We start from the raw sequence: 25878 nt of genomic DNA on the forward strand, positions 1-25878 counted from the left end.
CTCGCGGCGATCAGCATTGTGCCGGCGAGTGATCGTATCTTGATTCGATTGTTGTTTAGTTTTGGGGAGTGGTTTCGGTCGCGTCGCCAGCGGCCGTTTCGGCGGCCGACGCTTCGTCGCCCGTTTCGGCAGCAGCACTGCCGGTGTCATTGTTTTCTTCGCCGCCGGCGGCCGACGGGTCACCGAGGCTTTTGATGAACTGGACCAAACTATTAACGTCGTCGTCGCTCAACTGGCCTTTGTAGCTTGGCATCACCGGTTGGTACCCGGCAGCCACTTTCGCTTTGGGGTACAAAATCGACTCGCGGACGTAGTTCTCGTCGACCTTCACCGGACTACCACCGGTCAGTTGACGCATCGTCCCGAAACTACCTTCGTAGGACGGTCCGACCAATTTAGTTCCGTCGGTCGAGTGACAGCTCTTGCATCCACGGCGCTCATACAGGGTTGCGCCATAGGCAGCGGGCGTCACGCCGTCTGGCCGAGCACTGTATTTCTTGATCCACGCCTTTAACTCGGCTTCGGTTTCATGCACCACCACGACGGTCTGCATTTCCGAGTGATTTGTTCCACAGTATTCGGCACAGTACAGATCATAGAAACGGTAGCCATCGGGCGTGAATTGATGATCGTCATAGCTCCACGATTCACCGGTTTCCTTATTCTTCTTAGCCACTCGATCGAGTTCTGCTTGCTGCTCGGCGGTCGCTTTTTCGCTGGCCTTGGTCGCTTTAAACCACAGATAGTTGTAACGCCCGGGCACGATGTCTTTTTTGACACGGAACGCAGGAATGTACAGACTGTGGATCACGTCTTGGCTGGTCATCGTCAACTTGGTCGACTCGTTGACCACCACGTGCAGTTCGGGGTGATACACGCCGCTGCCGTAGTTCATCGTCCATCCCCACATCTTGGCATCGACACCAATTTCGTAGGCGCCTTCGGGGACCGTGCGGTGATTCAAGTAACCTTGGGCACCGAAGTAGAACATGATGATCAGTAGAAACGACGGCCCGATCGACCAAACCAGTTCGATCGTTGTGTTGTGATCGATCTGGCTATCCGCCGGCTCACCGTTCGCCTTGTGATACTTCCAGGCCGATCCAAACAGCGCAATGCAGATCGGCACAAAAAAGATCACACAGACGACCGTGATGAAATAGAAGATCCAATCCGAGTCGCTCGAGAAACTCGATGCCGAATCGGGAAAGAATGCACTGTGGTTCAAGTCGCCTAACAGAGACATCGTAGCGGGTGCCATTTGTGTCACGAAATATGAAAGTTGTATTGTTCGGGATCAGCCGTCTGGCGTCGGCCGATCAGGATTCGGTGGAGCTGGGTGGTTCGCTGCCGGCAAAGCTAGGCGCCGATTCGTCTTCCCGTCGAGACGCTGGTGTGCCTTTGCGACCGACCCAATAGGGGACCAATGTCACAAACATCAAACCGATGAACCCCAGCCCACAGAGCCGCATGATTTTCCAAGCGTGAGGCGTGTAGGAATTGGAATCCGGGTCGTAGCTGTAACACCACAAAATAAATTGATCGACGGCACTTCCCACCTGGCCTTGGCCGGCATCCAGCAAAGCCAGCTTCAATTGTTCGGGAGGGAAATCGATCGACAGCGAATACCGTGTGATCACGCCGGTCGGCGAGACAAACGCGAGCATCGCGGGATGGTTGTATTGTTTGTTGGCCGCGTCATAGCGGTATTTGAAACCCAGCACACTGGCCAGTTTGGTAATGATCGGTTGTTTCGCAGTGGCAAACGTCCAACCCTCTTCGGCGCCCGGTTGGTTGGGCAGATCGAGCAAATACTTGGCCTTGGTCTCGGCCGCCCGGGCGGTGGTCTCACTCGGGTCAATACTGACGGTCAAGATCTGAAAATCACGCCCCAACTGCATGTCCATCTTGTTCAGCGAACTGGTCAGTTTGTTCAGCTGGACGCTGCACAACATCGGACAGTTGCTGTAGTTCAACGTCACGATCGTGGGCAGTTTGCCGTTGATGATGTAACCCGTTTTGATCGGCCGGCCCTTGGAATCGGTCAGCGGCAGATTGGTCGGAATTGATTTGCCAAGGTTCTGCTCGACGGTGATCCCCTGCGCTTCCGGTGGCAACCCGTTGTTCAAACTGACATCCGGACCAAGACGTGCCTGATCTTGAGCCGCAGCGGGAGCGACCAACATCGCGACCGCGCACAACCACACGCCCATCGCCGCCAGGGCGATCGTCGTTGATCGAGTTCCGATTGCCGCGATGGCTGGAATTCGCAATTCAGGTTGCGTCGTTGTCTGTTGCATGATCTGCGTGATTGTCGGAATCTGCCTGGCTTTCCTTGGCGACTAATTCCATTGCTTGTTCGATTGGAATCGTGACGTAGCCGGTCGTCGGGTCGGCTCCATACTTCGAAATTTCAGCGGATTGGGCGTTCAAAATTGCATTTTGGCGAGCGTAACTGCTTTCTGCCTGAAACTGTGCCTCATGCCCGGCCACCAGCAGGAAGTACACGTACTGAACTGCCAAAATGGTGACTGCTGTAATCACGACCGAGCTGATTCCGATCGTGAAAATCTGCTTTGTATCCAGATCGTCGTATTTTGCCATTTGTCTATCTATCAAGTTTATCGGGCGGAGAGCTTCCTGTGAGCGAAAAACCACTGCCATGCGACGTGGTGTCCCGCTGAGGTCGCTAAATGTTCTCAAACGCGATGGATTCCAACAGTCGGGGATCACGGACCGGCACGATTCGGTTTCCGCCAGCCACTCGCAACAACAATCCGGTCACCAGGGCGATCATCCCAACCGTACACAGCAAACTGGCAAGGATCCCCAACGGCCCACCCATTGTTGGGATCACGCCATATTCCAGGTGCCGCGCCTCGGGCATCACAATCCAATAAATATCGACGAAGTGCATCACCAGGATGTAGCCAGCCCAGAATGCCATCAGGCCAGGTTTACGCCGTACATGCCGAGACAACGTTCCCAGGAACGGAATCATCCAGTGAAAAAAGACCAGCCCCAGCGACAGGTATCCAAACGCCCCCTGCTGGCGACTGAAGAACCATTCGGTTTCCTCGGGGATGTTGGCGTACCAAATCAACAGGTACTGGCTGAACGAGATGTAAGCCCAAAAGACGATGAATCCGAAAATGTATTTTCCGAGGTCATGGTAATGCTCGACGGTGACTTCATCCTTGATCGCACCATTTCGCTGCAAGATGTACGTCACCAACGTGATCGCACAGTGAGCGGCCAACACGCTGCCGGCAAAAATGTAAACACCGAACATCGTGGAGAACCACATCGGTGCCAGACTCATTCCCCAATCAAATGCGGCAAACGAAACCGACAGTGCAAACAGGATCACGGCGGGACCAGAAAAAGCTTGCATGCGATCGGTCGCGGCACGCTCACCGGTTTCATCTTGGCGAACACTGCCACGCCAATAAAACACAGCCAAGCCGATCCAAATCACAAAATAAATCACGGCACGCACAGCAAAGAACGGTCCGTTGAGGAACACCTTCTTCATGCTCCACATCTCGTCGTTCAATCCGTGCTCGGCTGCAAAGTTCGGGTCGGTCCAGACGAACAATTTCCCGTCAAAGAACAGCGAGAACAGGATCGGCAGGAACAACACCGCCATCGGCACGATCAAGATCATCATGCATTCGGCGACACGGCGGACGACCACACTCCAGCCGGCGCGCACCAAGTGCTGGATCAGCACAAAGAACAGACACCCCAGCACGATCGTCAACCCATACAGGTAGGCGGTCAAATAGGCCGAAAAACCGAACCGCGGCATCGGATCGTCACTGACCATAAATGCCAGCACCACGCCGATCAGCAGGGCGATGATTCCACCGCCTAACAACGGCAATTGCAGCCCAGCCAGCGAGTGAGGCAACTGAAATGCCGGATCGTCGGCGGGTTTGACAGTGGGAAGAGCGTGTTCTGACATGATCAAATCGGTTGACTTTCGTTACGGCGACAAACGGTCACCGCGTGAAGCGTAAATCTGGATGTTTCTTGGCGGTGACCTTCGGTCTCCGTCCGGGAGACTCTAACTATTTCTGCTGGGCGTCCTGTTCGCCGCCCTGCTTTTCTTCACTCTGCTCGGCGGCCGACTTCTCAGCCGCTTCGGCCTGACGCTTTAACTCCGCCTTGGCAACGGCGACCGCTTTCTCGACTGCGGTCTTCTTGGCTTGGGGAACGTCACTCAGCGACGCCTTCTGACTTTTCTGCAGGGCGCGCACATAGGCCACAATCGCCCAGCGGTCCTTGACTCGGATCTGTGATGCATAACCGGGCATTTTGCGGATGCCCTTGCTGATCGTCGAGAACAATTTGCCGTCGGGATACTTGTCCGAATACAGGGTGTCTTGAATCAACGATGACGGCGGCACCCAGGTGTCGAACATTTTCTCTTGGGCACGGCGATTGACCAACCCGTTGCCGCGGCCGTTCATGCCGTGGCACACGCTGCAGTAGATCTGGAAATTCTTTTGCCCGTTGGCCATCAGCTCGGCATCAATGTCCAGCGGATTTGCTTTCAACCACGGCGTCGTGTCCATCACGCTTGGTTCGGCCGCAGCTGGGGTCTCGGCATCGTCAGCCGGTGCCGCGTCGGCATCCGCTTTGTCGCCGGACTCGGCTGTGGCGTCAGCCTCGGCTGTGGCGTCAGCAGCGGGTGTTTCCGCAGAAGCGGCTTCCGCATCCTCCGCTGCTTGCGCGTCTTTGTCGTCTTGTAGGTAAGCTCGAACCAATCGCTCGACGCGCGGCGGATTGCTCGCGGTCAACGCATCGATATCGATGCCCGTCAGAACATCCAGGGAATCTTCCAACTGGCCGCGAGCGACGGTCCCGGGTACGTCTGCACGCATCGCCCGGTTGTCGACAAACAGACTGGTCACCTGCTGGGCGTCTTTGGAGGGTGAAAAATCCATGTCATAAAAGATATGGAAACGCGGGCTGGAACTGTTGGTCACCCGCATCGTGAGGATGCAAATCAATGGCACCAGCGAAGCCGCAATCGACAACCCCCAAATCAGATAGATCGGTTTGGGCACATCCTTGGGAGATTCATCCTCAACCACCTCGTTGATGTAGTCGCTGCCCGTGTCGGCCAACAAACTTCGCACCCCGACGCTATCGTAGCGTTCATCTTTGGCGTCGATATACAGAAAGAATCGGTCGTCGGTCGCTCGATCGAACCGCGGATCGGTGAAGATCGGATTGCTGAACTTGGGCAATCCGTTGAGCGCCCACATTCCAAAAAACGCGCCAAACGAGGCCAGCAAGATCGTCAGCTCGAAAGCCACCGGAATGAAGGCCGGCAACGAGATGAACGGCTTTCCAGAGATGATGTATTTGTAATCGATACCATTCATCCAAATCTGCATCATCAGAGCGATGGATGTCCCACACATACCGGCGATCAATACGATCCAAGGCAATGCGGTTGGCTTGATCCCGAGTGCCTTGTCGATCCCGTGAACCGGAAACGGGGTGAAGGCATCGGTCCTGGTGTAACCGGCGTCGCGGATGCGCCGACACGCGGTCAGCAGCGAATCGACCGAGGTGAACTCGGCCATCATTCCGTGAACCGTCGTTTCTGTTTTCGTTTCCGACATAGTTTTGTGATCCATCGAAACAGATCGATAAAGCTGTTTAAATTTCAGTCCACACCGGACACCAACGGTCCGATCGCAGTGTCATCAATGCAGTGTCGTCAATAATGTCATTCAGTGGGTCTCGGCGGATGTGTCGCCGTGACCGTGCAAATGTTTCATGTGTTCTTGTTTGGCCAATGTGGCTTTGACTTCGGCCATGTTGATCACCGGCAAGGTCCGCACGAACAACAGGAACAATGTGAAGAACAAACCGAACGAGCCGATCAGCATCCCCCAGTCGACCCAGGTGGGTTCGAAATACGCCCAGGCACTCGGCAGGTAATCCCGCGACAGGCTACTGACCACAATCACGAACCGTTCGAACCACATCCCGATGTTCACAAAGATCGAAATCACCACGATGATCCAGGGTGTCGTCCGACACTTCTTGAACCAGAACAACTGAGGGCTAATCACGTTGCAAGTCACCATCGTCCAGTAGGCCCAGGCATAGGGGCCAAAGGCACGGTTGAGGAACGCGAACTGCTCCGCCGGAACCTGCCCGTACCAGGCGATAAAGAACTCGGTGCCATACGCCAACCCGACGATCGAACCGGTCGCCAAAATGATCTTGCACATGTTTTCCAAGTGCCGGATCGTGATCAGTTTCTCCAATCCCAAAATGGTCCGGGTGGGGATCATCAGCGTCAGCACCATCGCAAAACCGCTGAACACTGCACCAGCGACAAAGTACGGTGGGAAAATCGTGGTGTGCCAACCGGGGACCTGTGAGACCGCAAAGTCAAACGAAACGATTGTGTGTACCGACAAAACCAGCGGAGCGGCCAAGGCAGCCAATAACGCATACGCTTTTTCATACCGCATCCAGTGCCGCGACGAACCGGTCCAGCCCAGCGACAGCAGGCCGTAAACCAAACGGCGATACTTGTTTTTGGATCGATCACGCAGCGTTGCCAAATCCGGCACCATCCCCATGTACCAGAACAACAGCGACACGGTGCCGTAGGTCGATACCGCAAACACGTCCCACAACAGCGGACTGCGGAATTGCGGCCACATCCAAAGGTTCAAACTGGGATAGGGCGCCAACCAAAACGCCAGCCAAGCGCGGCCGACGTGAATCCCGGGGAATGTTCCTGCACAGACGACCGCAAAGATCGTCATCGCCTCGGCGGCACGGTTGATACTGGTCCGCCAATCCTGGCGAAACAAAAACAGAATCGCACTGATCAAAGTTCCCGCGTGTCCGATACCGACCCAGAACACGAAGTTCACAATCGGCCAGCCCCAAAACACCGGTGATCGGTTACCCCACACCCCAACCCCGGTGTAGATCAGATAAACGATCAACAACCCCAACACCTGCAGCAAGGCAAATGCGATCAAGAATCCGCCAACCCAACTTGCGCTAGGCGGACGCTCGGAAACCTTGCAGACCGCTTCGGTAATGTCGTGGTACGTCGTTTCACCTAGAACCAGCGGAGCTCGCTCGCCCGGGCGTTCGACGGTGTTATCCAATCCGTTGGGAATGGCAAGTGACATGGTGAAAGTTACTGGGTGGGATGAAATTGATTTGTATTGAACCGGTTGAACTGCGACGTGCGAATCCGGACGCCGACATTCGATCAGTGTTTTTCGGTGGACGCTTCAGTGCCGTGATCTTCACCGGCATGCTCATCGCCATGCCCCTGATGATCGCCTTCGCCTTCATGTTCGCCGTGGGCGGCATGACCGTGATGCGCTTTGATGTCTTTCAGATCCTTGATCTGGAACGTGGTCATCAAACGTGGATGCGGGTTCCGCACGCGAGCGAGGTACTCTGTTCGTGGCTTGATGTTCAATTGTTCCAACATGCCATAGGCACGAGGATCTTCCCGTTTGATGGCCACGGCTGATTCTGGATCGGCAATATTGCCAAATTCGATCGCGTTGGTACCACAGGCCGCTTGGCAGGCCGTGATCACGTCGCCGTCTTTGACCGGACGACCGCCCTCTTTGCGGGCTTGGATCTTGCCTTTTTCGATTCGCTGAATGCAGTACGTGCACTTTTCCATCACACCACGACCACGCGGTGTAACATCGGGGTTCAACACCAAAGCCTGCAGCTTGCGACTGGCCGACTCGATCGCACTCGGATAGGCCTTGACGCCATAGCCGACACCGATTTCTTCGTTGTAATTGAAGTAGTTGAACCGCCGTACTTTCAGCGGGCAGTTGTTGGCACAGTAGCGAGTCCCGATGCAACGGTTATAGGCCATCGCGTTGATGCCTTCTTCGGTGTGCACCGTCGCGGCAACCGGACAGACCTGTTCACAGGGAGCGGTTTCGCAATGAACGCAAGCGACCGGTTGGTGAACCACTTGGGCGTCGTCGGCGTCACCTTGGAAATAGCGATCGATTCGCAACCAGTGCATCTCACGACTGTTTTTGACCTGTTCGGCACCGACGATCGGAATGTTGTTTTCACTTTGACAGGCAATCACACAGGCATTGCAACCGGTGCACTTGGTCAGATCAATTGACATCCCCCACTGCGGGATGAAATCCTTGGCCGAGTCCAGCTGAATCTCCTGCATCGGCTCTTTGCTGAGCGATCCATATTGACCGACCTTGGGAACGTGAGCCGCCTTGGGCTGTTCCTTGGCAAACGTCGGCACCTTTTTCAACAACTCGGTGGTTCCTTCACGAACCAGCGTGAAACTACGTTTCTGGGTTTCCGTCTTGCCGATCTCATCGATCGCCCAGTGATCCTGGGTGGTCGCGAACTCGAATTCATTGAAATTCGGGCGGGCTTCGACTCCATAGGCAATGTGCATCGAATCGCTACTTCGCAGCGGCGAAACATCAAACCCGATCGCATCGATACCCAATGCGGTGTAGCCGCCGACATGGCCGACTCGTGTGCGTCCGTATCCGATCGCCGCAGTCACCACACCAGGGGCGACGCCGGGAACTTCGAACACAGGCAATTCAATCTTGTTGCCGCCTTTGCGTAGCGTGACGAACAAACCGTGGCCAATGCCCAACGCCTTGGCAGTGGCGGGACTCATGATCGCCGCATTGCCCCAAGTCAATTTAGTGATTGACTGCGGCAATTCCTGCAGCCAACCGTTATTTGCAAATCGGCCGTCGTACAACCCATCGGCAACCGTGAAGATGACATCGATATTGTCCAGATCCACTTCCGCTGTGCCTGCGACCGGCGCTTCGCTAGGCAACTTGGCGGCTTGACCGGAGACATCCAATCCCTCGCTTTTCGCTTTAATGTCCTCGGAGAACCCTTCGTGCAGCAGCGTCCGCCATTGACGCTCACTCAACGACTCGCCGGCGACCGCATCGGCCGTGCGTCGAACCAACTTCATCGGCTCCACTTCGTCTTCGCCCAGCATCAACGCCAGCACTTCGGCAGCGGTTCGTCCGCCCATCAACGGCAGGATCTGTGGCTGACAGACACCAAAATAGCCTTCGCCATTGATACAATCGCCCCACGATTCCAACGGGTGCGCCAGCGGCAGCGACCAGTTGCAGATCGCCCCAGTCTCGTCGTCGTACTCACCCAGATAAATGGTGGTGTCGACCTTGCCGATCGCCGCCGCGACATCAATTTCGCCGGGTGATGCGACCACAGGGTTGTCGCCCAAAATCAGCAGCGTCTCCACGTCGCCCTGGCCGGCCGCATCCACGAGATCCTTAAGCGAACTGACACTCAGATCAGCATCAACACAGGGCAAGAATTTCTGGGCGGTGCCAAACGACCCCAACTTTTTGTTCAGTGCAATCCCAGCAGCGACAGCGTCCGCTCCCAAGCTTTCACCGACCACCACGACTGCGTTTTCACCGGCGTCGACGATGTCAGAAGCCAAACAGTCCAAAAACCGTTCCATCCGCTCTTGAGCGGTGATTTCCTTGTCATTAAACGGCAACTCGCCTTCGGCATGCGACTGCGTCTCGCCGGCGGCCAACCCATCCAGCTTTTTCTCCAGAGCAGCCAAAAACGCCTTCATCTGACTCGGACGCAGCGGCAACCGCGAATCAGCCATCGTGCCCGTGGTGGTATACCCACCCTCGGCCACATACAACCGACTCATTTCGCCCTCGAGCGGATTCCGGTTCAAAGCAAACGTCTTGGCCGCAGCCAACGACCCCGTGCCACCCAAGAAATCGGCACCCAGCGAGAAAATGACTTTCGCGTCAGTTAAATCCAACGTCTGATTGCACTCAGTCCCCAGCATCTGCTTGGTGGCCTGACGCATCACGCCGTCGGACACACCGTCATAGCGAGCCACCATGGCAGCGGGCAGTGTTTCCTGCAGTTTCTTCACCATCCGCACCAACGTCGGCGACGCTGTCGGCGACATCAGCAGGGCAAACCCCTTGCCGTCGCCATTGCTGGCCGCTTTCTTGACACTCGCACGACCGACCTTCAGAAACTCGTCCCAACCAGCCTCCTGCTTACGATCCTGACCGTCTTTGCCTCGCACCAAGAGCGGGCCCTGGTCACCACGCGAACGATCGGGGTCATACAGCGACAAAATCGAGGCTTGCACATAAGGATCCGTGCCGCCGCCGGACGGGTGCAACGAATTCGACTCGATGTGCTGGGGACGCCCGTCAAAACAACGCACAAACAGATTGTGCACCGACCCGGCGAGCTCAAAACTGGTCGCTCGCTCGTAGAATTCACCCGGCACTCGACCTTCGGGGCGAATCACAAACGGCGCGATGATCTCCTCCGGATAACGACAACCGGCGACACCAGCCATTGCCAGCGAAGCGCCCATCAATTGCATCCAGCGGCGACGCGGCATGCCCTCGGGGTACTCGGATGCGGCGATCGGAAATTCGCGATGCAAGTAATTCGATTGAAATTCCTCGCTGCGGTGCAATTCCGAAATACTTCGCCAGTACGTCGGGGCTTCGCTGGTCGCGTTGGATTCGTTTTGAGTCATGTTCGTTCGGATGGATCAGTAGCAAACGGTGTTTACTGGCGTCGACGACGGATTCGCTGGCATCGACTCGGACTGGCGATAAAGGCTGATTAAACGGGCTCTATCGGTGACAAACCGCACAGTTCCGCTGCGGTTGAATGTGTTTTTCGGCACGGACCTTCTCGGCAAACGCCTCCTGGTCCCAGTCGGCTGGTGGCTCCCAATCCAGCTTGGTCACAAACTCGATCGGCCGCAGATGTTCGTTGGGGTTTTCGTGGCAACCGATGCACCATGCCATCGAGAGCTCCTCGTGCTGGTAAACGGTCTCCATCTGGTCAATCCGACCATGACAACTAACGCAACTGACGCCGGAATTGACGTGTGCGGAGTGGTTGAAATAGACGAATTCCGGCAGATTGTGCACCCGTTTCCACTGCATGCTCTTTCCCGTTCTCCAACTCTCGTGGATCGGTTTCAGATTCACACTGTCAGCCTGCACCGCAGCCAGCGCGGTCACGCCCTGCTCGTTCTTGGGGCTATGGCAATTGATACAAGTCGCCGTCGGTGGCACCGCGGCATGAGCCGCATCAAACACCGTGTTGTGGCAATATCGACAATCCAGCTTGAGCTGCCCGGCATGAATGGCATGGCTAAACGGCACCGGTTGCTCCGGCTGATAGCCAATATTTAGCGTCACCGGGTCGGTTATCAAACCACCAACCACGACGGCAAATAAGCCACCACCGGCCAACGCAGCGCCTAGCACGAGTAAAAACGGATTGCACCAGCGAGGAAACAGAAAGCGTTGCATGATCATCGACCGGATGAGGTCCGGACGCGTTTGTGCAGAAAAGAGCGGAAAACACTTCGGTGCAGAAGTATCGGTCGACCGCTAGCCGATTGGCAAGTCCTTCCTGCACCCGAGCGACATTGTGCCGCGAAGTTTTCCGGCCAGGCCGTGTGGCTCATCGTCGCACCGGACCACCAAGCCCGCATTTTCGGCACTCGGCACTCACCACCATCCGCCATCGGCGGTCACCGGCCGCCCCTCACAACGCATCGAATCAAGCGCCGAGGCCAATTCAGAAACCGCCCAGTCCATGGCGTCGATCTCCAACCGATACTCCGGCCAACGCCAGCCGCCCGGCCACATTAAATGCGGCGCCGGCCAGCGCGTCACCCCGTTGGCCTGGTGAATTCGCACCAATAAACGCGGCAATCCAGGCAAACTGGACACCGAAGCCTGACCCGCAGAAGGCAAATGGGGCATTTCACTAGAGACCCACGGCGCAGTGGGTGGCAACGAATCGGGCGAAAACTCTCGAATCGCGATCCCCCGTTCGGTTCGCAGCCGGCGGCACAATTCTTGGCGAACTTCAGCACGTCCTGACACCAACGCCAGTGACGGCACATCGGCCGACAAATGATCGGCTAGCTCCTGCAGCGTCCAGCCAAACCGCGGATCGCGAAAATGCGCCGCCACATCGCAAGCCGGCTGCAAAACGAACTGCCGCGCCGTGTATCGAGGGTGAGGAACCACCAAACCGGTCGTCCCGCCGACCAACTGGCCATGCAAAACAACGTCCAAATCGATCGATCGCGCATCCCAACGCCGTCGCCGCTCGCGTCCCAACCGATCCTCCAACCCCTGCAAAAGACTCAGCACCGCTCGCGCCGGCGCCACCGTCTGGAAGACGCCAACCGCATTCAGAAAGGGCTCCTGCCCCCCAGGCCCGCCGATCGGTGGCGTTTCAAACAACCGACTGGTTTGCAATCCACCGGCCTGCGATCCACTGCCGCGGAGCACCACGTCACTGGCTGCGATTTGCTGGGCCGCCAGCGAAATCAGTTCGCGGCGGTGCCCCAGATTACTGCCAAAGCTGATCACGCACTGCGAAATCCGACTCGGCTCGATCGCCCGCCGGCCTGGCAGCGGGTGCGAAAGTGGCGATTCCGGCTCATTCATCGACTGCCTCCAATCGTCAAACCTCTGCGCCCTATCATCAAACCCGCCATTCGACCTGCTCCCTGAATCACTGGTCCACCAATCACTCCAACCGGCGAAACATCAACAAACGCATCTCAGCGACCTGCGACCCAGCCACGTCGGTGGCCCGCAATCGCAATGTTTGCCGCCCGGGCGCCAACTGCATCACGCCCAGTGTCATCGGTTGCCACCAGCGAACATACCCCTCCTGGCGCGGCACCCGATCTTCGGCGGCCCCGACCAAGGGACTTTCCACCGGTGTTTGAATCGTTGCTTCGATGCGCTGATCTCCTAACGACAATTCAATCGTCGATCCCACATCGGCCTGGGGACAACCGTAATACAACTGGACTTCAAACCGACCGGAATCGAGCACGTCAACATCCCAGGTGATTTCGCTGGTGGTGTCGACCCAATGGGTTAGATACGTGCAGTTGGGAAATCGGTTGCTCCGCTCAATGGATCCAGTAAAAATCGCATCCCTGGCGGGCAACTGCGTCCAGGTCGCATCGGGATGCCCCAGCGGAAACGGCCGCGCGTCCTGATCGCCGCTCCCCGCCCAACTCGATTTCCAGGCATCCAACTGGCCAGCCAACCGCGTGGCAAGCTCGGAGTGGTCGCCACTGACGTCGGTCACTTCACCGGGGTCGTTGGCCAGATCAAACAATTCGCCGCTGCCGTGATAGCGATACCGCTGGGTCCGCGCGGTCATCCGGTTCCGCCAGTGACTAAAGAGGATCCGCGATGCGTCACTCGGTGCCCCGCCGGTTAATTCACTCGCCAAGGAACGCCCGTCCAGCGGCTTACCCGGCAACTGCTTGGCCGCCCAATCAACACCCGCCAACTCACACAGTGTCGGCAACAAATCAATCGCACCGCCAATGGACTCGACCACGCTACCGGCCTTGATCTGCCGTGGATATCGGACCAAGCATGGCGACCGCAGCCCGCCTTCGTTGGTCGATCCCTTATGACCACGCAGGCCACCATTGAATCGCGATCCGTTTGGACCGTTGTCACTCAAGTAAACCACAATCGTGTCGTCGGCTTTGCCGCTAGTCTGCAAATGACTCAACAAACGTCCGACGTTGTCGTCGATGTTTTCACACATCGCCAACGCAGCTCGCGTGTGCGGCGTGTTTTGGCGTTTGGCGTTCTCCGGCGCCGGGTCCGGGACGAGCTCCTTGTCGGCAAACCGATCCCAATATTCCTGGGGAACCTGCATCGGTGAATGCGGGGTGTTGAGTGCCAAATAAACAAAGAACGGTTTGTCGCCAGCCTGACTGACAAAATCGATCGCATGATCGGTCAGGTCATCGATGATGAACCCTTTGCCTTTGACGATTTGGCCGTTGTGTTCCAACATCGGATCAAAGTAATTGCCCCAGTGTCCGCTGCAGAATCCGTAGTAGTCGTCAAACCCGCGGGCATTGGGGTGATAGGGCCATTGCATCCCGCTATGCCATTTCCCATAGGCCGCCGTGGCATAGCCGGCTTGGCGAAACAGATCTGCAATGGTTTGCTCACCGACATCAAATCGCTCGCCGCCCGCCGATGTGCTGTAGACACCCATCCGATTGTGGTAGCGCCCCGTCAGAAACTCTGCGCGCGTCGGCGAACACACCGCACACACATAAAAATGTTCGACCTGGGCGCCGTCGCGTGCCAACGAATCAATAGTTGGAGTCGACAGGTTCGGATTCCCATGCAAACTGAGATCGCCCCAACCTTGATCATCGGCAAGCACAACGATCACATTCGGCCGATCCGATTCAGCTCGAACCAGCGAGGCACTCACCAGCACCAACAATCCAACCAACTGAGACACCAACGCAATTCGACGATTCATCGGGCACCACTAGCAACGTGTAAGAAAACAGACCAGCAACGACACCCGCAGCTTAACCCCACCACCGGCACCGTTCATCCATCAACCCAGCCAGCGCGACGATTTTGTGTATTTGAAGCATCCGTTTCGCCATCCCCCCACCACCCTGACCAAAAAGGGGAAAGGGGTTTTATTGCACCGGGAGGGAGCGGAGACGCCCTGTCTGACCGAAATAGAATGGAATCAGACCGCCAGCAGTTACACCTGGCTGAACCGTGGTTCCTTTTCCCCTTGGCAATCCTTGCCGCCGGCATGATCTCGACCTTGAATCAAGGCCTCTATCTGGACGAGCGACGCTTGTGATGCGACCGTGCTCGCCTCTCGTTGAATTCCATGTCGCCTTGGGAAGTGGTCCACCAACGGTCTCCGTATAGAATTTTCTGCCGGTAAACAGGCTTTGTGAAGCAGCGGGCGCCCGCCAAGGATTGCGGGCTGCGGTGACATGGACGACATTTTTTTCATCCTTTACGATTCACACATCCTTTTTCATTCAATCAGTCTTAGCTGCTCACAGCGGTTTCATTTGCTTGGCGGAGCTCACTGACACTGACACTGCGAAAGGCGATTGACATGAGTCCATTCTCTATTGCACCAGCAGACGCCACCAATGGAACATTTCATCGACCCAACCCTTCGCGCCGAAATCGGTTTCCTGGGCACCATCTTGGGCGACACAATCCGTGATTTCGAAGGCGCCGATTCGTTTGCCATCGTCGAAGAACTGCGTCGCCTGGCATGGGACCGGCGCGTCGGCCGGGTCAACGCCGAGGCGCGTATGACGGAGCGGATTGCCGAGTTGGACTTTCATCAGGTGCGCGTCGTCACACGTGCCTTCACAGTCTTTCTGGATCTGCTGAATCTAGTCGAAGATCGTGCTCGAGTCCGGGTCCTCAATCAACGCACACGAAACGCCTATCCCGAACCGCGAGCGGAGTCGGTGCGGCAAGCGGTGCACCAGTTGAAGAGCGCGGGCAAGAGTGCAGAGGAGCTTCAATCGCTACTCGATCGATTGCATATTGAGTTGGTCTTCACGGCCCACCCTACCGAAGCAAAGCGGCGCTCGATTCGCCACAAACTGACCACCATTCGTCAGCTGATGACGGAGCGAGATGGGGACCCGTTGCCGGAACAATCGATTCGAATCGAAAGGCAAATCCGAAGTGAAATTGCCAAACTGTGGCTGACCGACTTTGTCCGCCTGAATCGTCCCACGGTGATGCAAGAGGTCGCCCGGGGACTCTCATTCAAACCGGTCTTGTGGAAAACTCTGCCGCGGATCGACCGCGAATTGCGAACGGCGATCAACGAAAGCTATGGCGAACAGGTCCAAGTGAAACGGCCGGTGGTCACATTCGGATCCTGGATCGGCGGCGACAGAGACGGCCACCCCGGGGTCACCGCAGCGGTGACAGAGGAGACAATCCAGTGGCTTCGGCGAGAGGCCATCGAATTTCACCTCAATACCTGTGATGACTTGATCGATTCACTGAGCCTGTCGCAACAACAAATTCGAGTCGGCGGCGATCTTGAACTGGCACTCGCGGCGGCCAAATCCAGTGGTCCCCAACTGGCCGAATCGATCGCCTCACTGCCTCCCAACGAAGTCTGGCGGCAATGGCTGCTGGTGATCCGCTGGCGTCTGCAGCATTCATCTCCCTCATCCGAAGAAACCTCTGCCGGCGCTGCAGAGGGCTACACCTCAATCGAACCATTTCGAAATGACGTGCAACGACTGTTGACCGCCCTGCGATCGATCCCGGGTGTCGACCAGATCGCCGATGAAGTGGCAAGCTGGCTGAACCAAGTCGACACGTTTGGTCTGCACTTGGCGAAACTAGACATTCGCCAAAATGCCAGTGTCTACCGAGACGTCATCGATGAACTGTTCCGCCTGACGGGCCTGGAACAAGACGGCCTAGGTGTGGACGACGACGTCCGTATCCAGCGGTTGCTCGACAGCTTGGAAACGGACCTGGAAATTGATCCGCAGGCCTGCTCACCGGTGACCGCAGAAACTTGGAACATGTTTTTGGTGCTGCACCAGGCACGCAACCAATTCGGAGAGACACCGATCGGGACGCACGTGATCAGCATGACAGCCGCGCCCAGCGACGTCATCAGCGTGCTCTGGTTGTGGCGGCACTCCAGCCCCAGCGGCGCCCCCGAAACACGCTGGCATGGGCCACCTATCGCGCCGTTGCTGGAGACGATCGAAGACCTACAACACGGTCCCGCCATTTTGTCCGGCATGCTGAAGATCCCTGCGTACCGCGAACACCTGCGCCGGCACGGAGACCAACAAGTCATCATGCTCGGCTATTCCGACAGCACAAAAGACGGGGGCTATTTGACAGCCTGTTGGTCGCTGTTTCGAGCCCAGCAGGCACTCGTTGAAGTGGCTGCCGCGCATGGCGTCGAACTGACGTTTTTTCACGGCCGGGGCGGATCGCTTGGCCGCGGCGGCGGCCCCGCTGCTCGCAGCATCCTCTCCCTGCCCCAACAAACCTTTCGTGGTTCTCTGCGACTGACCGAGCAAGGTGAAGTGTTAGCCGATCGCTACGATGACCCCGCGATCGCGCATCGCCATCTGGAGCAATTGGCATGGGCGTCGCTGCTGGCCGCCGGAGACCCAAACGATTCACCACCGGAAGAGTGGATCGCGTTGATGGAGAAACTGTCGGAGCGATCGTTTGCATGCTATCGACGGTTGCTGGAACACCAGGATTTTGTGGCCTACTTTCGCAGTGTCACACCGTTGTCGGAGATCGAACAACTGCCGATCGGATCGCGACCTTCGCGGCGCAAACCTGACGGCGGGTTGAGCGATTTACGGGCCATTCCCTGGGTGTTTTCCTGGACGCAGTCACGCTGCCTGTTGCCCGCATGGTTCGGGATCGGGACGGCATTTTCCGAGCTCAGAAGTTCGCCAGAAAACCGCGCGATGATGCAGACCATGTATCGCGACTGGCCGTTCTTTCGCGCCTTGGTCGACAACGCTGAACTCGCCCTATCAAAATCCGATCTGTCGATCGCATCCCATTACGCCAATTTGGCCGACAGCCAGGAAACACACCGCGAAATCGCCGAATTGATCTCAGACGAATTTGACAGCTCAGCCAAATCAATTTTGAAATTGACCGGCCGCAAGGAATTGCTCGACGGGATCCCTTGGCTGAAGGAATCGATTCGCGTTCGCAACCGATTTATTGATCCCTTGAATCTGATCCAAGTCGAATTGCTTCGGCGGGGGCGCCAAACGGACTTAAGTGACAATGATGCCGAACAACTTCAACACCTTGCGCGACTGTCGATCAACGGCATCGCAGCCGGCATGCGCACCAGCGGTTGACCCCTGGCGCGCAGGCCGCGGAATTCGTCTCAGGGAATTCGTCGACTCGCTTTCGCGACGGTCACTTGCCGGACCGCTTATCCATTGACTTTGCGATCGTCTTCGAGTTGCTTGGCCAGCTGTTTGGCCATTTCGAGATGTTGCTTCACCGTGCCTGCGGCTTGACCAGCAATCTCACGCAGCTCCTGCGGTCCGGTCGTTTCGATCGCTCGCAACTCCGCTAACATCATTGTGTGGGCAACACACTGCTGACCCAAAAACGCCATGCTGAAATCCTGGCCTTGATACTTGCCCAGCATTTCTTTGGTCATCTGCAAAGCATTTTCGCACGCCTGTTCACCAATATCGCACAATTCTTGAGGCACCGTGCCGGTGGATTGGGTCGCCAGATGAGGACTATTCATTCGTTTTAGCGCGGTCGGATCGCTGGAGTCCTCGGCTGCCTCGGGATGCGTGCTGGAGTCCTCGGCTGCCTCGGGATGCGTTCCACCTGTCCGGCGGCCGGGAGCCTGGTCACTGGCCGGTTGCTGTGCCGTGACTTGCTGGCTGCTGGAGTGTTGTTGCAAGCTTTGATTGAGAGACCGGTGGTCTTGAATGATCGTGCGAGCGTACTGCTGGATCTGTTGATTGTCCGATTGTTGTTGCGCCAGGGTGGCTAGCTCGATTTCAGCCTCATTCGACTTGATCAACTTTTGCACCACGGCCTGGGTCACCGTTGGTCCCTGCTGGCGATTAGCATCCGCTGAAATCCGACGAGCTTGATAGCGTTCGGCGTGTTCGGTTTGCACCCCGGCTGGTTGTTCTTGATTCAACGTCGGCAGCTCGGTGTTCGGTTGCTGGGCATTGGTGAACGACATACCCGTGAGCGTGGCAAGAGCAAGCGTGGCGGCGGAAAAACGTAGCTTGGACATCACAGAAACTCCAAAGAGTGTTGGGGGAATCAGACCACAGCTTGGCCGCTGTGGATGGCTGTGTGCACCAACTCGCATATTGCGTTCCGCATCTCCGATTTCAGCAAATTGAACACCGATTGAACACCGAGTCGTGCGGCATAGGGTTTGCTCGCATCCGAGTTTGGTTCAAACAAAACAATTCACCTCCTTTTGATTTTCAATGGTGGCAAACATGACACAGGACAAACAGCACTCCGTTGACCAATGTGTGGTCGCCGAATTTCGATCACTGGCAGACGCTGATATCGGCTTGCAAGTCTTAGAAAAGGCTCACTTCACGAATGAAAACGTGTCCGTGGTGTCGCAACGCCATGACAACCAGCTACCGGAGATTGAGTCTCGCAAAACCACCGACTCTTTACCGATCGATGGTGGTGCAACCGCCGGTGCGGTGGTCGGCGGTGGCGTCGGTACCGCTCTTGGTACGGCATCATTGATTGGCCCCTTCCTCGTTGCCGGACCGCTACTCGGCATGGCACTCGGAGCGGGCGCCGCCGGACTGTTGACCGCCACGCAGCAGTGGGGAATGAAAGAAGCCGACACACACAACTACGAGCAGCGGATTCGTGAGGGTGCGGTTTTGATAATCGTCGCCGAGGACCGCAAAACACGTCTGGATGAAGCGGAACAGTTGCTGCAAACAGCAGGCCCAAGGACCCTGCAGCGCTTCCCAGCCTGAAAAGGGGAAGGGGGTCTTTTCCGAATAAAACCCCCTTCCCCTTTTAGAATTCTAGTAGTGCGATGATGAAGTGCACTACCAGGACGAAGAGAGTGGTCCATAGAACGGTGGACGTGATGGATCGGCTGACATCGCTGGCCGAATGCTTGGGCGCGAGGCCTTGGTAGTAGGCGATCGTTGCGGTGCCTAAGCCACACAGTACGTTTTTGACTGCCACCCACTTCCATCCCGCATACATCCATCCCGATGCGGACACCAAGTTGCGGCTGAAGTGCTGTTGCCAAAAATAGGGCCCGACGTCCGGATAGGAGGCCGAAAATGCGATCATGCTGACGAACCGCGCCGAGTAAAAGGCGATCGATTCCAACAGCGGTGTTCCTAGCACAAACGCCAGCACGATCGGCAACAACAGATAAGCCCTCGGGGCGACGCCCAACGTCCGCATGGCATCCACTTGGCCGCCGTATTGTTTCACCCCCACATCGGCCGCCACCGCCGCGCCGCAGCGTGCAGCAACTAAGATCGTTGCCAAGATGGGCACCAGGACCCGGTACAGTGCAAACCCGATCGATGAAAGCAGTTCGTCGATCAATAACGGCTGGGTGTACAAACGAAACGGCAAAAACCGGAACGTAAAATACGTTGAGGTGAATCCAATGATCAGTCCAGAAATCGACAGATACAACCATGCCGACGGCCCAGCGACCAGCCGTAAATAGTGCAGTGTGAAGCGAGCCGCCCAGCGATAGCGTGGAACGATCGGCAACAAATCCAATGGCAACCAAAACGCCGCTGACAGCGCGCCACCGGTGGTTTCAAAGAACGACCCGGTCAGCCGCGCCAGCGCGGACGGTTTTGGCTTCGTCGCCCCGGCCGTAGCATCAGCTGACAAACTTGAAACCGGAATCATCCGAGCGGGAATTTGTTCCCATTCACTGCGAGGGACATCGATCAGGTCGTGTTTCACCGGATCAAACAACAACACTTTGTCGGCGATCGGCAACAGGGTTTGATAATCGTGTGTGACGACAATACTCGTGCGGTGATACACTGACTGAGTTTCGCGAATCAAGTCTGCCACCAGGCGTCCGCTGGCGGAATCCAACCCGCTGGTCGGTTCGTCATACAATAAAACGTCGGGCGATGCGGCCAGCGTTCGCGCAATTGCCAACCGTTGTTTTTGACCGCCGCTCAAGGCGGCCACGGGTGTGCGAGTGGGGACCCCCAGATGCTCCAACCACTGCGACGCCGTCCACTGTTTCGCGGTCTGCCGTTTCGCCTGCTTGCCGCGATGATCCAGTGCAAACTGGACATTGGACGATGCCGAAAGCTCGTCGAACAAAGCAAACTGCTGAAACACAATGCCGATCCGTGGCCGCGCCGCGGTGGGTGAATCCTGCTGCGGACTGTTTGCCGTGCCGATCGATCCGGTCCATTGAATCGATTCGCCAGCTTGGGGCAACAAGCCGGCCAAGATCCGCAGCAGCACGCTTTTCCCTGCGCCGCTGCCACCAACAACAACCGTGATCTTGCCGGCAGGAAATGTGGCATCCGCTCGATGGAGCAAACACCGCTCACCGACATACACATTCAACCCCCGCAAACTCAACGAACTTCCAACCGCGGGCATCGGGGATGCCGCCGGGTCGATTGATTCGGGTTGCTCGGGGATTTGCTGCTGGTCCATCATCGCCCTGCGCCGGTTCCGGCCTGTTTTTGATCCGCCAGATAGACAATCGGATACGGCATCGACTCGCTCGCAATCTCGATCACTCCGTTGGTCGCACCGGTATGCCAGGCGACCATCCAGCGGCGGTCCTTTCTTAAAATTTGACTGCGCAGGACACGAGCAAAATCGGGATCAATCCCTGTTTCTTCGGATCCAAAAATTTCGTCACCGATCTTGCGAACGACCGGTTCCAATCGATCACCGGCAATGTCAAACGCCCGTCGGGCCTCTCCGCTCGACCAAACCTCGCGCCATACCATCCGCAACCGTTCATTGTCGACAAAGGTTTCCTTGAGCACCGACTGAATCAATTGACGGCTCTGTGGGTCCGCGGCAATTTCTGCGGCCACTGCTCCAAGTTCATTGCGAATCGCTTGATTGGCCGACAGATCGCGAACCGTCCGTTGAATCGCCACCACCACTTCGTCCATGTGTTTTTCTAAAATGGGCACGGCTTCTTCGTCGACGAACCGCTTCCATTCCTCTTGCAACAAGCTTTTTTCCGGCAACGGAGTCTTGTCATAAAGGGCGCGCCAACCGAAGCGAAACAAGGAGGCTTGGTCCCAAATCTCACGACCGATCTTTTCCGCCGGTGGTTGACCGTGCTTGCGAACCACCGGCAGGATTTCTTGACGGGCCATCGGTAGCAGTCGCTGTTGAACCAATTCTTTGTTCCAACGCTCAAGCGCCTGATCAATTTCACCACGATGTCGGGCCACGGCCAAACGAAATTCGTCTTCGATCACAGGCATCGAACGCTGTAAACTCTCCTGAACCAGCGGAACAAACGTGTCGGTTAATTCTTGGCCGTGTGCGGCCATCGCGACAGCCAATTGCTCACGAATCCGCTGCTGTTTTTCCGCCGGCATCAGCGTGGCAACAACTTCGCTCAACCGTCCGTTGCTGTGGTGTTGAAACATTTGACAGGCGTCGGCTGGCACGGTCGGTTCGTACCAATTGATTCGCACACTCGGAACTGGCGGTACGGAATCCAAAGGTGCAGCGATGCGCTGAGCGACCGCGCCGACTTGGCGGTAGTGCCCTTTTGCATCGGCGAAAAACACCGGATCACCGATTTGCAGCCGCCCGGTGGGATCAGTCAACTGAACCGTCGAACGCTGTCCGGTCACAAATCGCGTGATCGACGCCAGCGATTCTCTCGCGGCGGATTCGGGCTGTGAAGAAAAGGTCAACCGGTAACTGGCAATCAGTCCGATGACCAGCAACACGCACCAGAATAGAAAACCGACGATCCTTTTTCGCGTACCGTTCAAGGCGGACTTCCCTGACTGACGTTGGCGCAGCCACAGCGGCACCGTCGTAAAATGTGACTCAACGCGGCCACCGGGCCACCCCAAACAGCTTACCAGTATTTGTCAGCTTGGCCCACTCTCACAGCAGCCCGCCAAACCAATTAGAATGAGAGTGATCCGTTTGATGTTTGATTCCCTCCCTCCTGCCGCCATGCGTCTGATGTCTGCTATGCAACACACCGCTCCCTCCCGTCGCCGTCACCTTCTGTTCACTCTGGCTCTGTCGCTGACCTATTGCGTGTGCCCGGCCTTGTCGGACGACAAGACCAACCCAGACGACACGCCGCAAAAAACGGCCGAGCAGAAAAATTCCGATCAGCCAAACGTCGAACCGCCAAAGCAGGACGCCGAGGCCGCCAAAAAGGACGCGGCGGAAACAACGAAGCAGGATGATGCAAAAGAGGCGAAAGCAGAAAAAAAGAAGCCGAAGCCGAAAGCGGACAAACCGGCCGAAAAAAAGGAAATGAAAAAGCCGGCGGAAGAAAAGAAAGAAAAAAAGCCAGCGCCACCGGCGGTCCCGGCATTCAAAGACAAAGCCCTGGAGGCCGCCGTTCGTCACGAAGTGTTTGCCAAACGCTACAACGAAGAACCGATCACCGCAGAAGACGTCGCCAACATTTCACGTGTCGTGGGTGTGGGGAAACAGATCAAAGACCTCTCGGGGTTAGAACATTGCCACGCGCTAATGCTGATCGATCTGCGTGACAACCAGATCTCAGACCTGAAACCGATCGCTGATCTAAAACGGTTGCAATCGGTTTCCCTATCGGGCAATCGGATCAAGTCGCTGGAGCCGGTCAAAGACCTAACCGCCATGCAGCTACTGGATGTCTCACGCAACGAACTCACGGATTTGGCCCCGCTGGGCGCGATGAGTAATCTACGGACCCTATACGTTGCCGAGAATCAAATCACCTCCCTGCAACCTTTGGCAAAACTGACCAAGATCTGGTCGCTCGATGCGTCTGGCAACGAACTTGATGATGTCAGCCCGATTGCGGACCTGAAATGGATCACGTCGCTGGACCTGCGCAATAATTCTGTGAGTGATCTAACCCCGATCGCCAAACTGCCCGCGTTGAAGACTCTGTTGCTGGAAAACAACCAGATCAAAGATTTGGGGCCGCTGGTCCAGGCCTGCCAAGCGGACAAGGAAGGTGAAAACCGGTTTGCGCCCTACCTGCGTCTTTACTTAAACGGAAACCCAATTCCTGAGAAAGACAAAGCCGTCGCAATAGAAGCACTGAAGGCCTGTGGCGTGCGCGTCAAATAACCAACCCTCGAACGCATTGCAGACGTCGTGTGACCACGTGCTAACAACGTGGCATGCGAATTGCTCTTCAGTTCATTGTAGGGCGGTCGCCTCAACCGCCCGCCCGCAGTGTGACGCAATGCAACGACCTCAACCACCATTTATGAATTCAGAAGAAACGCTACCTCCCCAACACAAAATTCTGCGATTGCCGCCCAACATGGACGCCGTCGTCTATGCCCAGTACGGCAGCCCCGACGTTCTTTCCGTGACCCAGGTCAAATCGCCCACGCCGACGCCAGACCAAGTCACGATCCGCGTCCACTCTGCCGGCGTGAACCCGATCGACTATCGACTGCGAAAGGGTCAAGCGAAATGGCTGTTGCCTGGCCATTTCCCACGTATTCCCGGTTACGACGTCGCCGGCGAAGTCGTCTTTGCACCGGCCGATAGCGGCATGAAACCGGGTGATCGTGTGATGGCATTTCTGGACAGTCGATACGGAGGCGGTTACGCCGAGTACGCGTGCTGTCACCCCACCAGCGTGGCACCGATTCCACCGGGGATGTCGTTCGATGATGCCGCCGCATTGCCCCTGGCCGGGTCAACGGCCCTGCAATCACTGCGTGATCATGGCAAACTGCAATCCGGCGATTCGGTTTTGATCAACGGTGCCAGCGGTGGAGTGGGTGCGTTTGCCGTCCAAATTGCAAAAGCTTACGGGGCAACAGTCACCGGAGTTGCCAGTGGCGAAAACGAAGCGTTCGTCCGCTCGCTGGGAGCTGACGAGTTCATGGATTATACGGAGACCGATTTCACCAAGCTCGATCGCACTTGGAATCTCGTCTTTGACGCCGCCGGAAAAAGCGACTATTTCTCGTCTCATTCGGTACTTGCTGACAACGGACATTACGTCTCGACCGAACCGGATTTCTCCGGCGCCATGATCAGTGTGCTGACCAAATTCCTTTCGAAACAAGGCACGATCATGCTGGCGAACCCCGACGCGGATGACCTACATGAATTGATTCGCCTGTACGAACAGGGACAATTGAAAGTAGTGCTTGATGACGTGATTGAAATGAGCGAAGCCACCGCTGCACATCAAAAAATTCAGAACGGGGTGGACCGAGGAAAATTGGTGTTGCGTGTGAAATGAACCTGGTCGCCTTTCCTCCGTCCTGAACGCCAATCGACCAGCGATGCTACAATCGACATCGGATTGTTTTTCTGCTGTCCCCTGCGCCAAACCCATCCTACATGACCGACCGCCAACCCGCGCATCTCGCATCACTCACTGATAAAGAACGCGCGGTGTATGAGTGGCAGATGTGGGTGCCAGACTTTGGCGAATCGGGACAGGAAAAACTCAAATCCGCCTCGGTCATGGTCTCACGTGTTGGCGGTGTCGGCAGCGTTGTCGCTTACCAACTCGCAGCCGCCGGCATCGGTCAACTGGTGCTTGCCCACGCCGGCGATGTGAAACCGAGCGATCTCAATCGCCAATTGTTAATGACCGACGACTGGATCGGAAAACCACGGATTGAATCAATCAGACGTCGTTTATTGGAGCTGAACCCACGTTTGAAAATCATCTCGGTCGGTGAAAACGTCTGTCCCAGTAACGCTGGTGACTTAGTCGCCCAAGCGGACTTGATTGTCGACTGTGCACCGCTTTTTCCCGAACGGTTTGCGATGAACGAACAAGCCGTCCGCCAGCAGAAACCGATGGTCGAGTGCGCCATGTATGAACTGGAGGCACAAATCACGACCCTCTATCCCAGCCGAACCGCATGTCTGAATTGCTTGTTTCCCGAAGCTCCGCCCAACTGGAAACGCCAGTTCCCGGTTTTTGGCGCGGTCTCGGGAACCGTTGCCTGCATGGCTGCGTTGGAAGCAATCAAAGTGATTGCAGGATTCGGCCAGCCACTATTCAATCGCTTGCTAAAGATGGATCTGCGGGACATGAGTTTCCACCGCTTGCAGATCAGTCGCCGCCCGGACTGCCCGACCTGTGGCGAGTTGCCCGGTCAAGCCGCCAGCAAGTCGATCGATCCCGCGAGAGAAAGGTAGGAGCCGTCGGGTAAACCCTCCCGTGCGTGTTTCGCACATTGCGCTTTTTCATCACAACCCGACGCGTTAGTTTTGAAGTTGCGCTTTT

The 25878-nt window shown here is 56.5% G+C and carries 19 protein-coding genes; 6 read left to right on the forward strand and 13 right to left on the reverse strand.

Annotation, left to right across the window (positions count from 1 at the left end; all coding sequences use genetic code 11):
• Window positions 1–55 precede the first annotated feature (55 nt).
• The 10 genes from NHH03_RS15520 to NHH03_RS15565 form a co-directional block, all read right to left on the reverse strand.
• Window positions 56–1246: a c-type cytochrome gene (locus tag NHH03_RS15520; protein ID WP_253157710.1), complete on the reverse strand. Its 1191-nt coding sequence runs from the start codon at window positions 1244–1246 to the stop codon at window positions 56–58.
• A 73-nt stretch (window positions 1247–1319) separates the two neighbouring features.
• Window positions 1320–2300, reverse strand: coding sequence for an SCO family protein (locus NHH03_RS15525; RefSeq protein WP_253157712.1), 981 nt, complete (start codon window positions 2298–2300; stop codon window positions 1320–1322).
• Window positions 2275–2664, reverse strand: coding sequence for a hypothetical protein (locus NHH03_RS15530; protein WP_253157715.1), 390 nt, complete (start codon window positions 2662–2664; stop codon window positions 2275–2277). Before NHH03_RS15530 ends, NHH03_RS15525 begins: the two co-directional genes overlap by 26 nt.
• 25 nt (window positions 2665–2689) lie before the next feature.
• On the reverse strand, window positions 2690–3967 hold the full coding sequence (locus NHH03_RS15535; protein WP_253157717.1) for a hypothetical protein: 1278 nt from the start codon (window positions 3965–3967) through the stop codon (window positions 2690–2692).
• A gap of 106 nt (window positions 3968–4073) precedes the next feature.
• Window positions 4074–5654 carry a quinol:electron acceptor oxidoreductase subunit ActD gene (locus NHH03_RS15540; protein ID WP_253157721.1) on the reverse strand — a complete coding sequence of 527 codons (1581 nt, stop codon included), beginning with the start codon at window positions 5652–5654 and terminating at the stop codon, window positions 4074–4076.
• Between the two features lie 96 nt (window positions 5655–5750).
• A complete protein-coding gene (gene nrfD / locus NHH03_RS15545; RefSeq protein WP_253157724.1) occupies window positions 5751–7181 on the reverse strand; it encodes an NrfD/PsrC family molybdoenzyme membrane anchor subunit in 1431 nt (476 codons plus the stop codon).
• Between the two features lie 83 nt (window positions 7182–7264).
• Window positions 7265–10588, reverse strand: coding sequence for a TAT-variant-translocated molybdopterin oxidoreductase (locus NHH03_RS15550; protein ID WP_253157727.1), 3324 nt, complete (start codon window positions 10586–10588; stop codon window positions 7265–7267).
• A gap of 100 nt (window positions 10589–10688) precedes the next feature.
• Window positions 10689–11378, reverse strand: a complete 690-nt coding sequence (locus tag NHH03_RS15555; protein ID WP_253157732.1) for a cytochrome c3 family protein — start codon at window positions 11376–11378, stop codon at window positions 10689–10691.
• Window positions 11379–11579: 201 nt separating this feature from the next.
• Window positions 11580–12533, reverse strand: coding sequence for a 2-amino-4-hydroxy-6-hydroxymethyldihydropteridine diphosphokinase (folK, locus tag NHH03_RS15560; protein WP_253157733.1), 954 nt, complete (start codon window positions 12531–12533; stop codon window positions 11580–11582).
• Between the two features lie 82 nt (window positions 12534–12615).
• Complete coding sequence (locus tag NHH03_RS15565) at window positions 12616–14403, reverse strand: arylsulfatase (RefSeq protein WP_253157736.1); 1788 nt, start codon at window positions 14401–14403, stop codon at window positions 12616–12618.
• A gap of 216 nt (window positions 14404–14619) precedes the next feature.
• Here NHH03_RS15565 and NHH03_RS27970 point away from each other — a divergent pair, with 216 nt between their 5' ends.
• Complete coding sequence (locus NHH03_RS27970) at window positions 14620–14745, forward strand: hypothetical protein (protein WP_261364296.1); 126 nt, start codon at window positions 14620–14622, stop codon at window positions 14743–14745.
• A gap of 304 nt (window positions 14746–15049) precedes the next feature.
• A complete protein-coding gene (ppc, locus tag NHH03_RS15570) occupies window positions 15050–17791 on the forward strand; it encodes a phosphoenolpyruvate carboxylase (RefSeq protein WP_253157739.1) in 2742 nt (913 codons plus the stop codon).
• A 77-nt stretch (window positions 17792–17868) separates the two neighbouring features.
• Here ppc and NHH03_RS15575 read toward each other — a convergent pair whose 3' ends face one another.
• Window positions 17869–18702: a DUF4142 domain-containing protein gene (locus tag NHH03_RS15575; protein WP_253157740.1), complete on the reverse strand. Its 834-nt coding sequence runs from the start codon at window positions 18700–18702 to the stop codon at window positions 17869–17871.
• Between the two features lie 214 nt (window positions 18703–18916).
• Between NHH03_RS15575 and NHH03_RS15580 the strand changes: the two genes are divergently transcribed.
• Window positions 18917–19423 (forward strand): hypothetical protein, encoded by a 507-nt coding sequence (locus NHH03_RS15580; protein WP_253157742.1) that lies wholly within the window; start codon window positions 18917–18919, stop codon window positions 19421–19423.
• Between the two features lie 43 nt (window positions 19424–19466).
• Here NHH03_RS15580 and NHH03_RS15585 read toward each other — a convergent pair whose 3' ends face one another.
• Both NHH03_RS15585 and NHH03_RS15590 read right to left on the reverse strand, forming a co-directional pair.
• Window positions 19467–21113: an ABC transporter permease gene (locus NHH03_RS15585; protein WP_253157743.1), complete on the reverse strand. Its 1647-nt coding sequence runs from the start codon at window positions 21111–21113 to the stop codon at window positions 19467–19469.
• Entirely contained in the window at window positions 21110–22426 is a 1317-nt protein-coding gene (locus NHH03_RS15590) for a hypothetical protein (RefSeq protein ID WP_253157746.1), read from the reverse strand. The genes NHH03_RS15585 and NHH03_RS15590 overlap by 4 nt, the downstream gene beginning before the upstream one ends.
• 163 nt (window positions 22427–22589) lie before the next feature.
• Between NHH03_RS15590 and NHH03_RS15595 the strand changes: the two genes are divergently transcribed.
• From NHH03_RS15595 to NHH03_RS15605, 3 genes are all read left to right on the forward strand, one after another.
• A complete protein-coding gene (locus tag NHH03_RS15595) occupies window positions 22590–23738 on the forward strand; it encodes a leucine-rich repeat domain-containing protein (RefSeq protein WP_253157749.1) in 1149 nt (382 codons plus the stop codon).
• Window positions 23739–23880: 142 nt separating this feature from the next.
• Window positions 23881–24876 (forward strand): NAD(P)-dependent alcohol dehydrogenase, encoded by a 996-nt coding sequence (locus NHH03_RS15600; protein WP_253157751.1) that lies wholly within the window; start codon window positions 23881–23883, stop codon window positions 24874–24876.
• A gap of 101 nt (window positions 24877–24977) precedes the next feature.
• Window positions 24978–25790 carry a HesA/MoeB/ThiF family protein gene (locus tag NHH03_RS15605; protein ID WP_253157755.1) on the forward strand — a complete coding sequence of 271 codons (813 nt, stop codon included), beginning with the start codon at window positions 24978–24980 and terminating at the stop codon, window positions 25788–25790.
• Window positions 25791–25878: the final 88 nt, after the last annotated feature.

This window comes from Stieleria tagensis (genome assembly GCF_024129865.1).
Taxonomy (GTDB): Bacteria; Planctomycetota; Planctomycetia; order Pirellulales; family Pirellulaceae; genus Stieleria; species Stieleria tagensis.

Excerpts from the sequence above, each read along its gene's own strand:
- NHH03_RS15525 (WP_253157712.1), bottom strand. The coding sequence starts at position 2,300 with ATGCAACAGACAACGACGCAACCTGAATTGCGAATTCCAGCCATCGCG.
- NHH03_RS15605 (WP_253157755.1), top strand. The coding sequence starts at position 24,978 with ATGACCGACCGCCAACCCGCGCATCTCGCATCACTCACTGATAAAGAA.
- NHH03_RS15530 (WP_253157715.1), bottom strand. The coding sequence starts at position 2,664 with ATGGCAGTGGTTTTTCGCTCACAGGAAGCTCTCCGCCCGATAAACTTG.
- nrfD (WP_253157724.1), bottom strand. The coding sequence starts at position 7,181 with ATGTCACTTGCCATTCCCAACGGATTGGATAACACCGTCGAACGCCCG.
- folK (WP_253157733.1), bottom strand. The coding sequence starts at position 12,533 with ATGAATGAGCCGGAATCGCCACTTTCGCACCCGCTGCCAGGCCGGCGG.
- NHH03_RS15600 (WP_253157751.1), top strand. The coding sequence starts at position 23,881 with ATGAATTCAGAAGAAACGCTACCTCCCCAACACAAAATTCTGCGATTG.
- NHH03_RS15520 (WP_253157710.1), bottom strand. The coding sequence starts at position 1,246 with ATGTCTCTGTTAGGCGACTTGAACCACAGTGCATTCTTTCCCGATTCG.
- NHH03_RS27970 (WP_261364296.1), top strand. The coding sequence starts at position 14,620 with ATGGAATCAGACCGCCAGCAGTTACACCTGGCTGAACCGTGGTTCCTT.
- NHH03_RS15580 (WP_253157742.1), top strand. The coding sequence starts at position 18,917 with ATGACACAGGACAAACAGCACTCCGTTGACCAATGTGTGGTCGCCGAA.
- NHH03_RS15585 (WP_253157743.1), bottom strand. The coding sequence starts at position 21,113 with ATGATGGACCAGCAGCAAATCCCCGAGCAACCCGAATCAATCGACCCG.
- NHH03_RS15550 (WP_253157727.1), bottom strand. The coding sequence starts at position 10,588 with ATGACTCAAAACGAATCCAACGCGACCAGCGAAGCCCCGACGTACTGG.
- NHH03_RS15540 (WP_253157721.1), bottom strand. The coding sequence starts at position 5,654 with ATGGATCACAAAACTATGTCGGAAACGAAAACAGAAACGACGGTTCAC.
- NHH03_RS15535 (WP_253157717.1), bottom strand. The coding sequence starts at position 3,967 with ATGTCAGAACACGCTCTTCCCACTGTCAAACCCGCCGACGATCCGGCA.
- NHH03_RS15595 (WP_253157749.1), top strand. The coding sequence starts at position 22,590 with ATGTTTGATTCCCTCCCTCCTGCCGCCATGCGTCTGATGTCTGCTATG.
- ppc (WP_253157739.1), top strand. The coding sequence starts at position 15,050 with ATGGAACATTTCATCGACCCAACCCTTCGCGCCGAAATCGGTTTCCTG.
- NHH03_RS15555 (WP_253157732.1), bottom strand. The coding sequence starts at position 11,378 with ATGCAACGCTTTCTGTTTCCTCGCTGGTGCAATCCGTTTTTACTCGTG.
- NHH03_RS15575 (WP_253157740.1), bottom strand. The coding sequence starts at position 18,702 with ATGTCCAAGCTACGTTTTTCCGCCGCCACGCTTGCTCTTGCCACGCTC.
- NHH03_RS15565 (WP_253157736.1), bottom strand. The coding sequence starts at position 14,403 with ATGAATCGTCGAATTGCGTTGGTGTCTCAGTTGGTTGGATTGTTGGTG.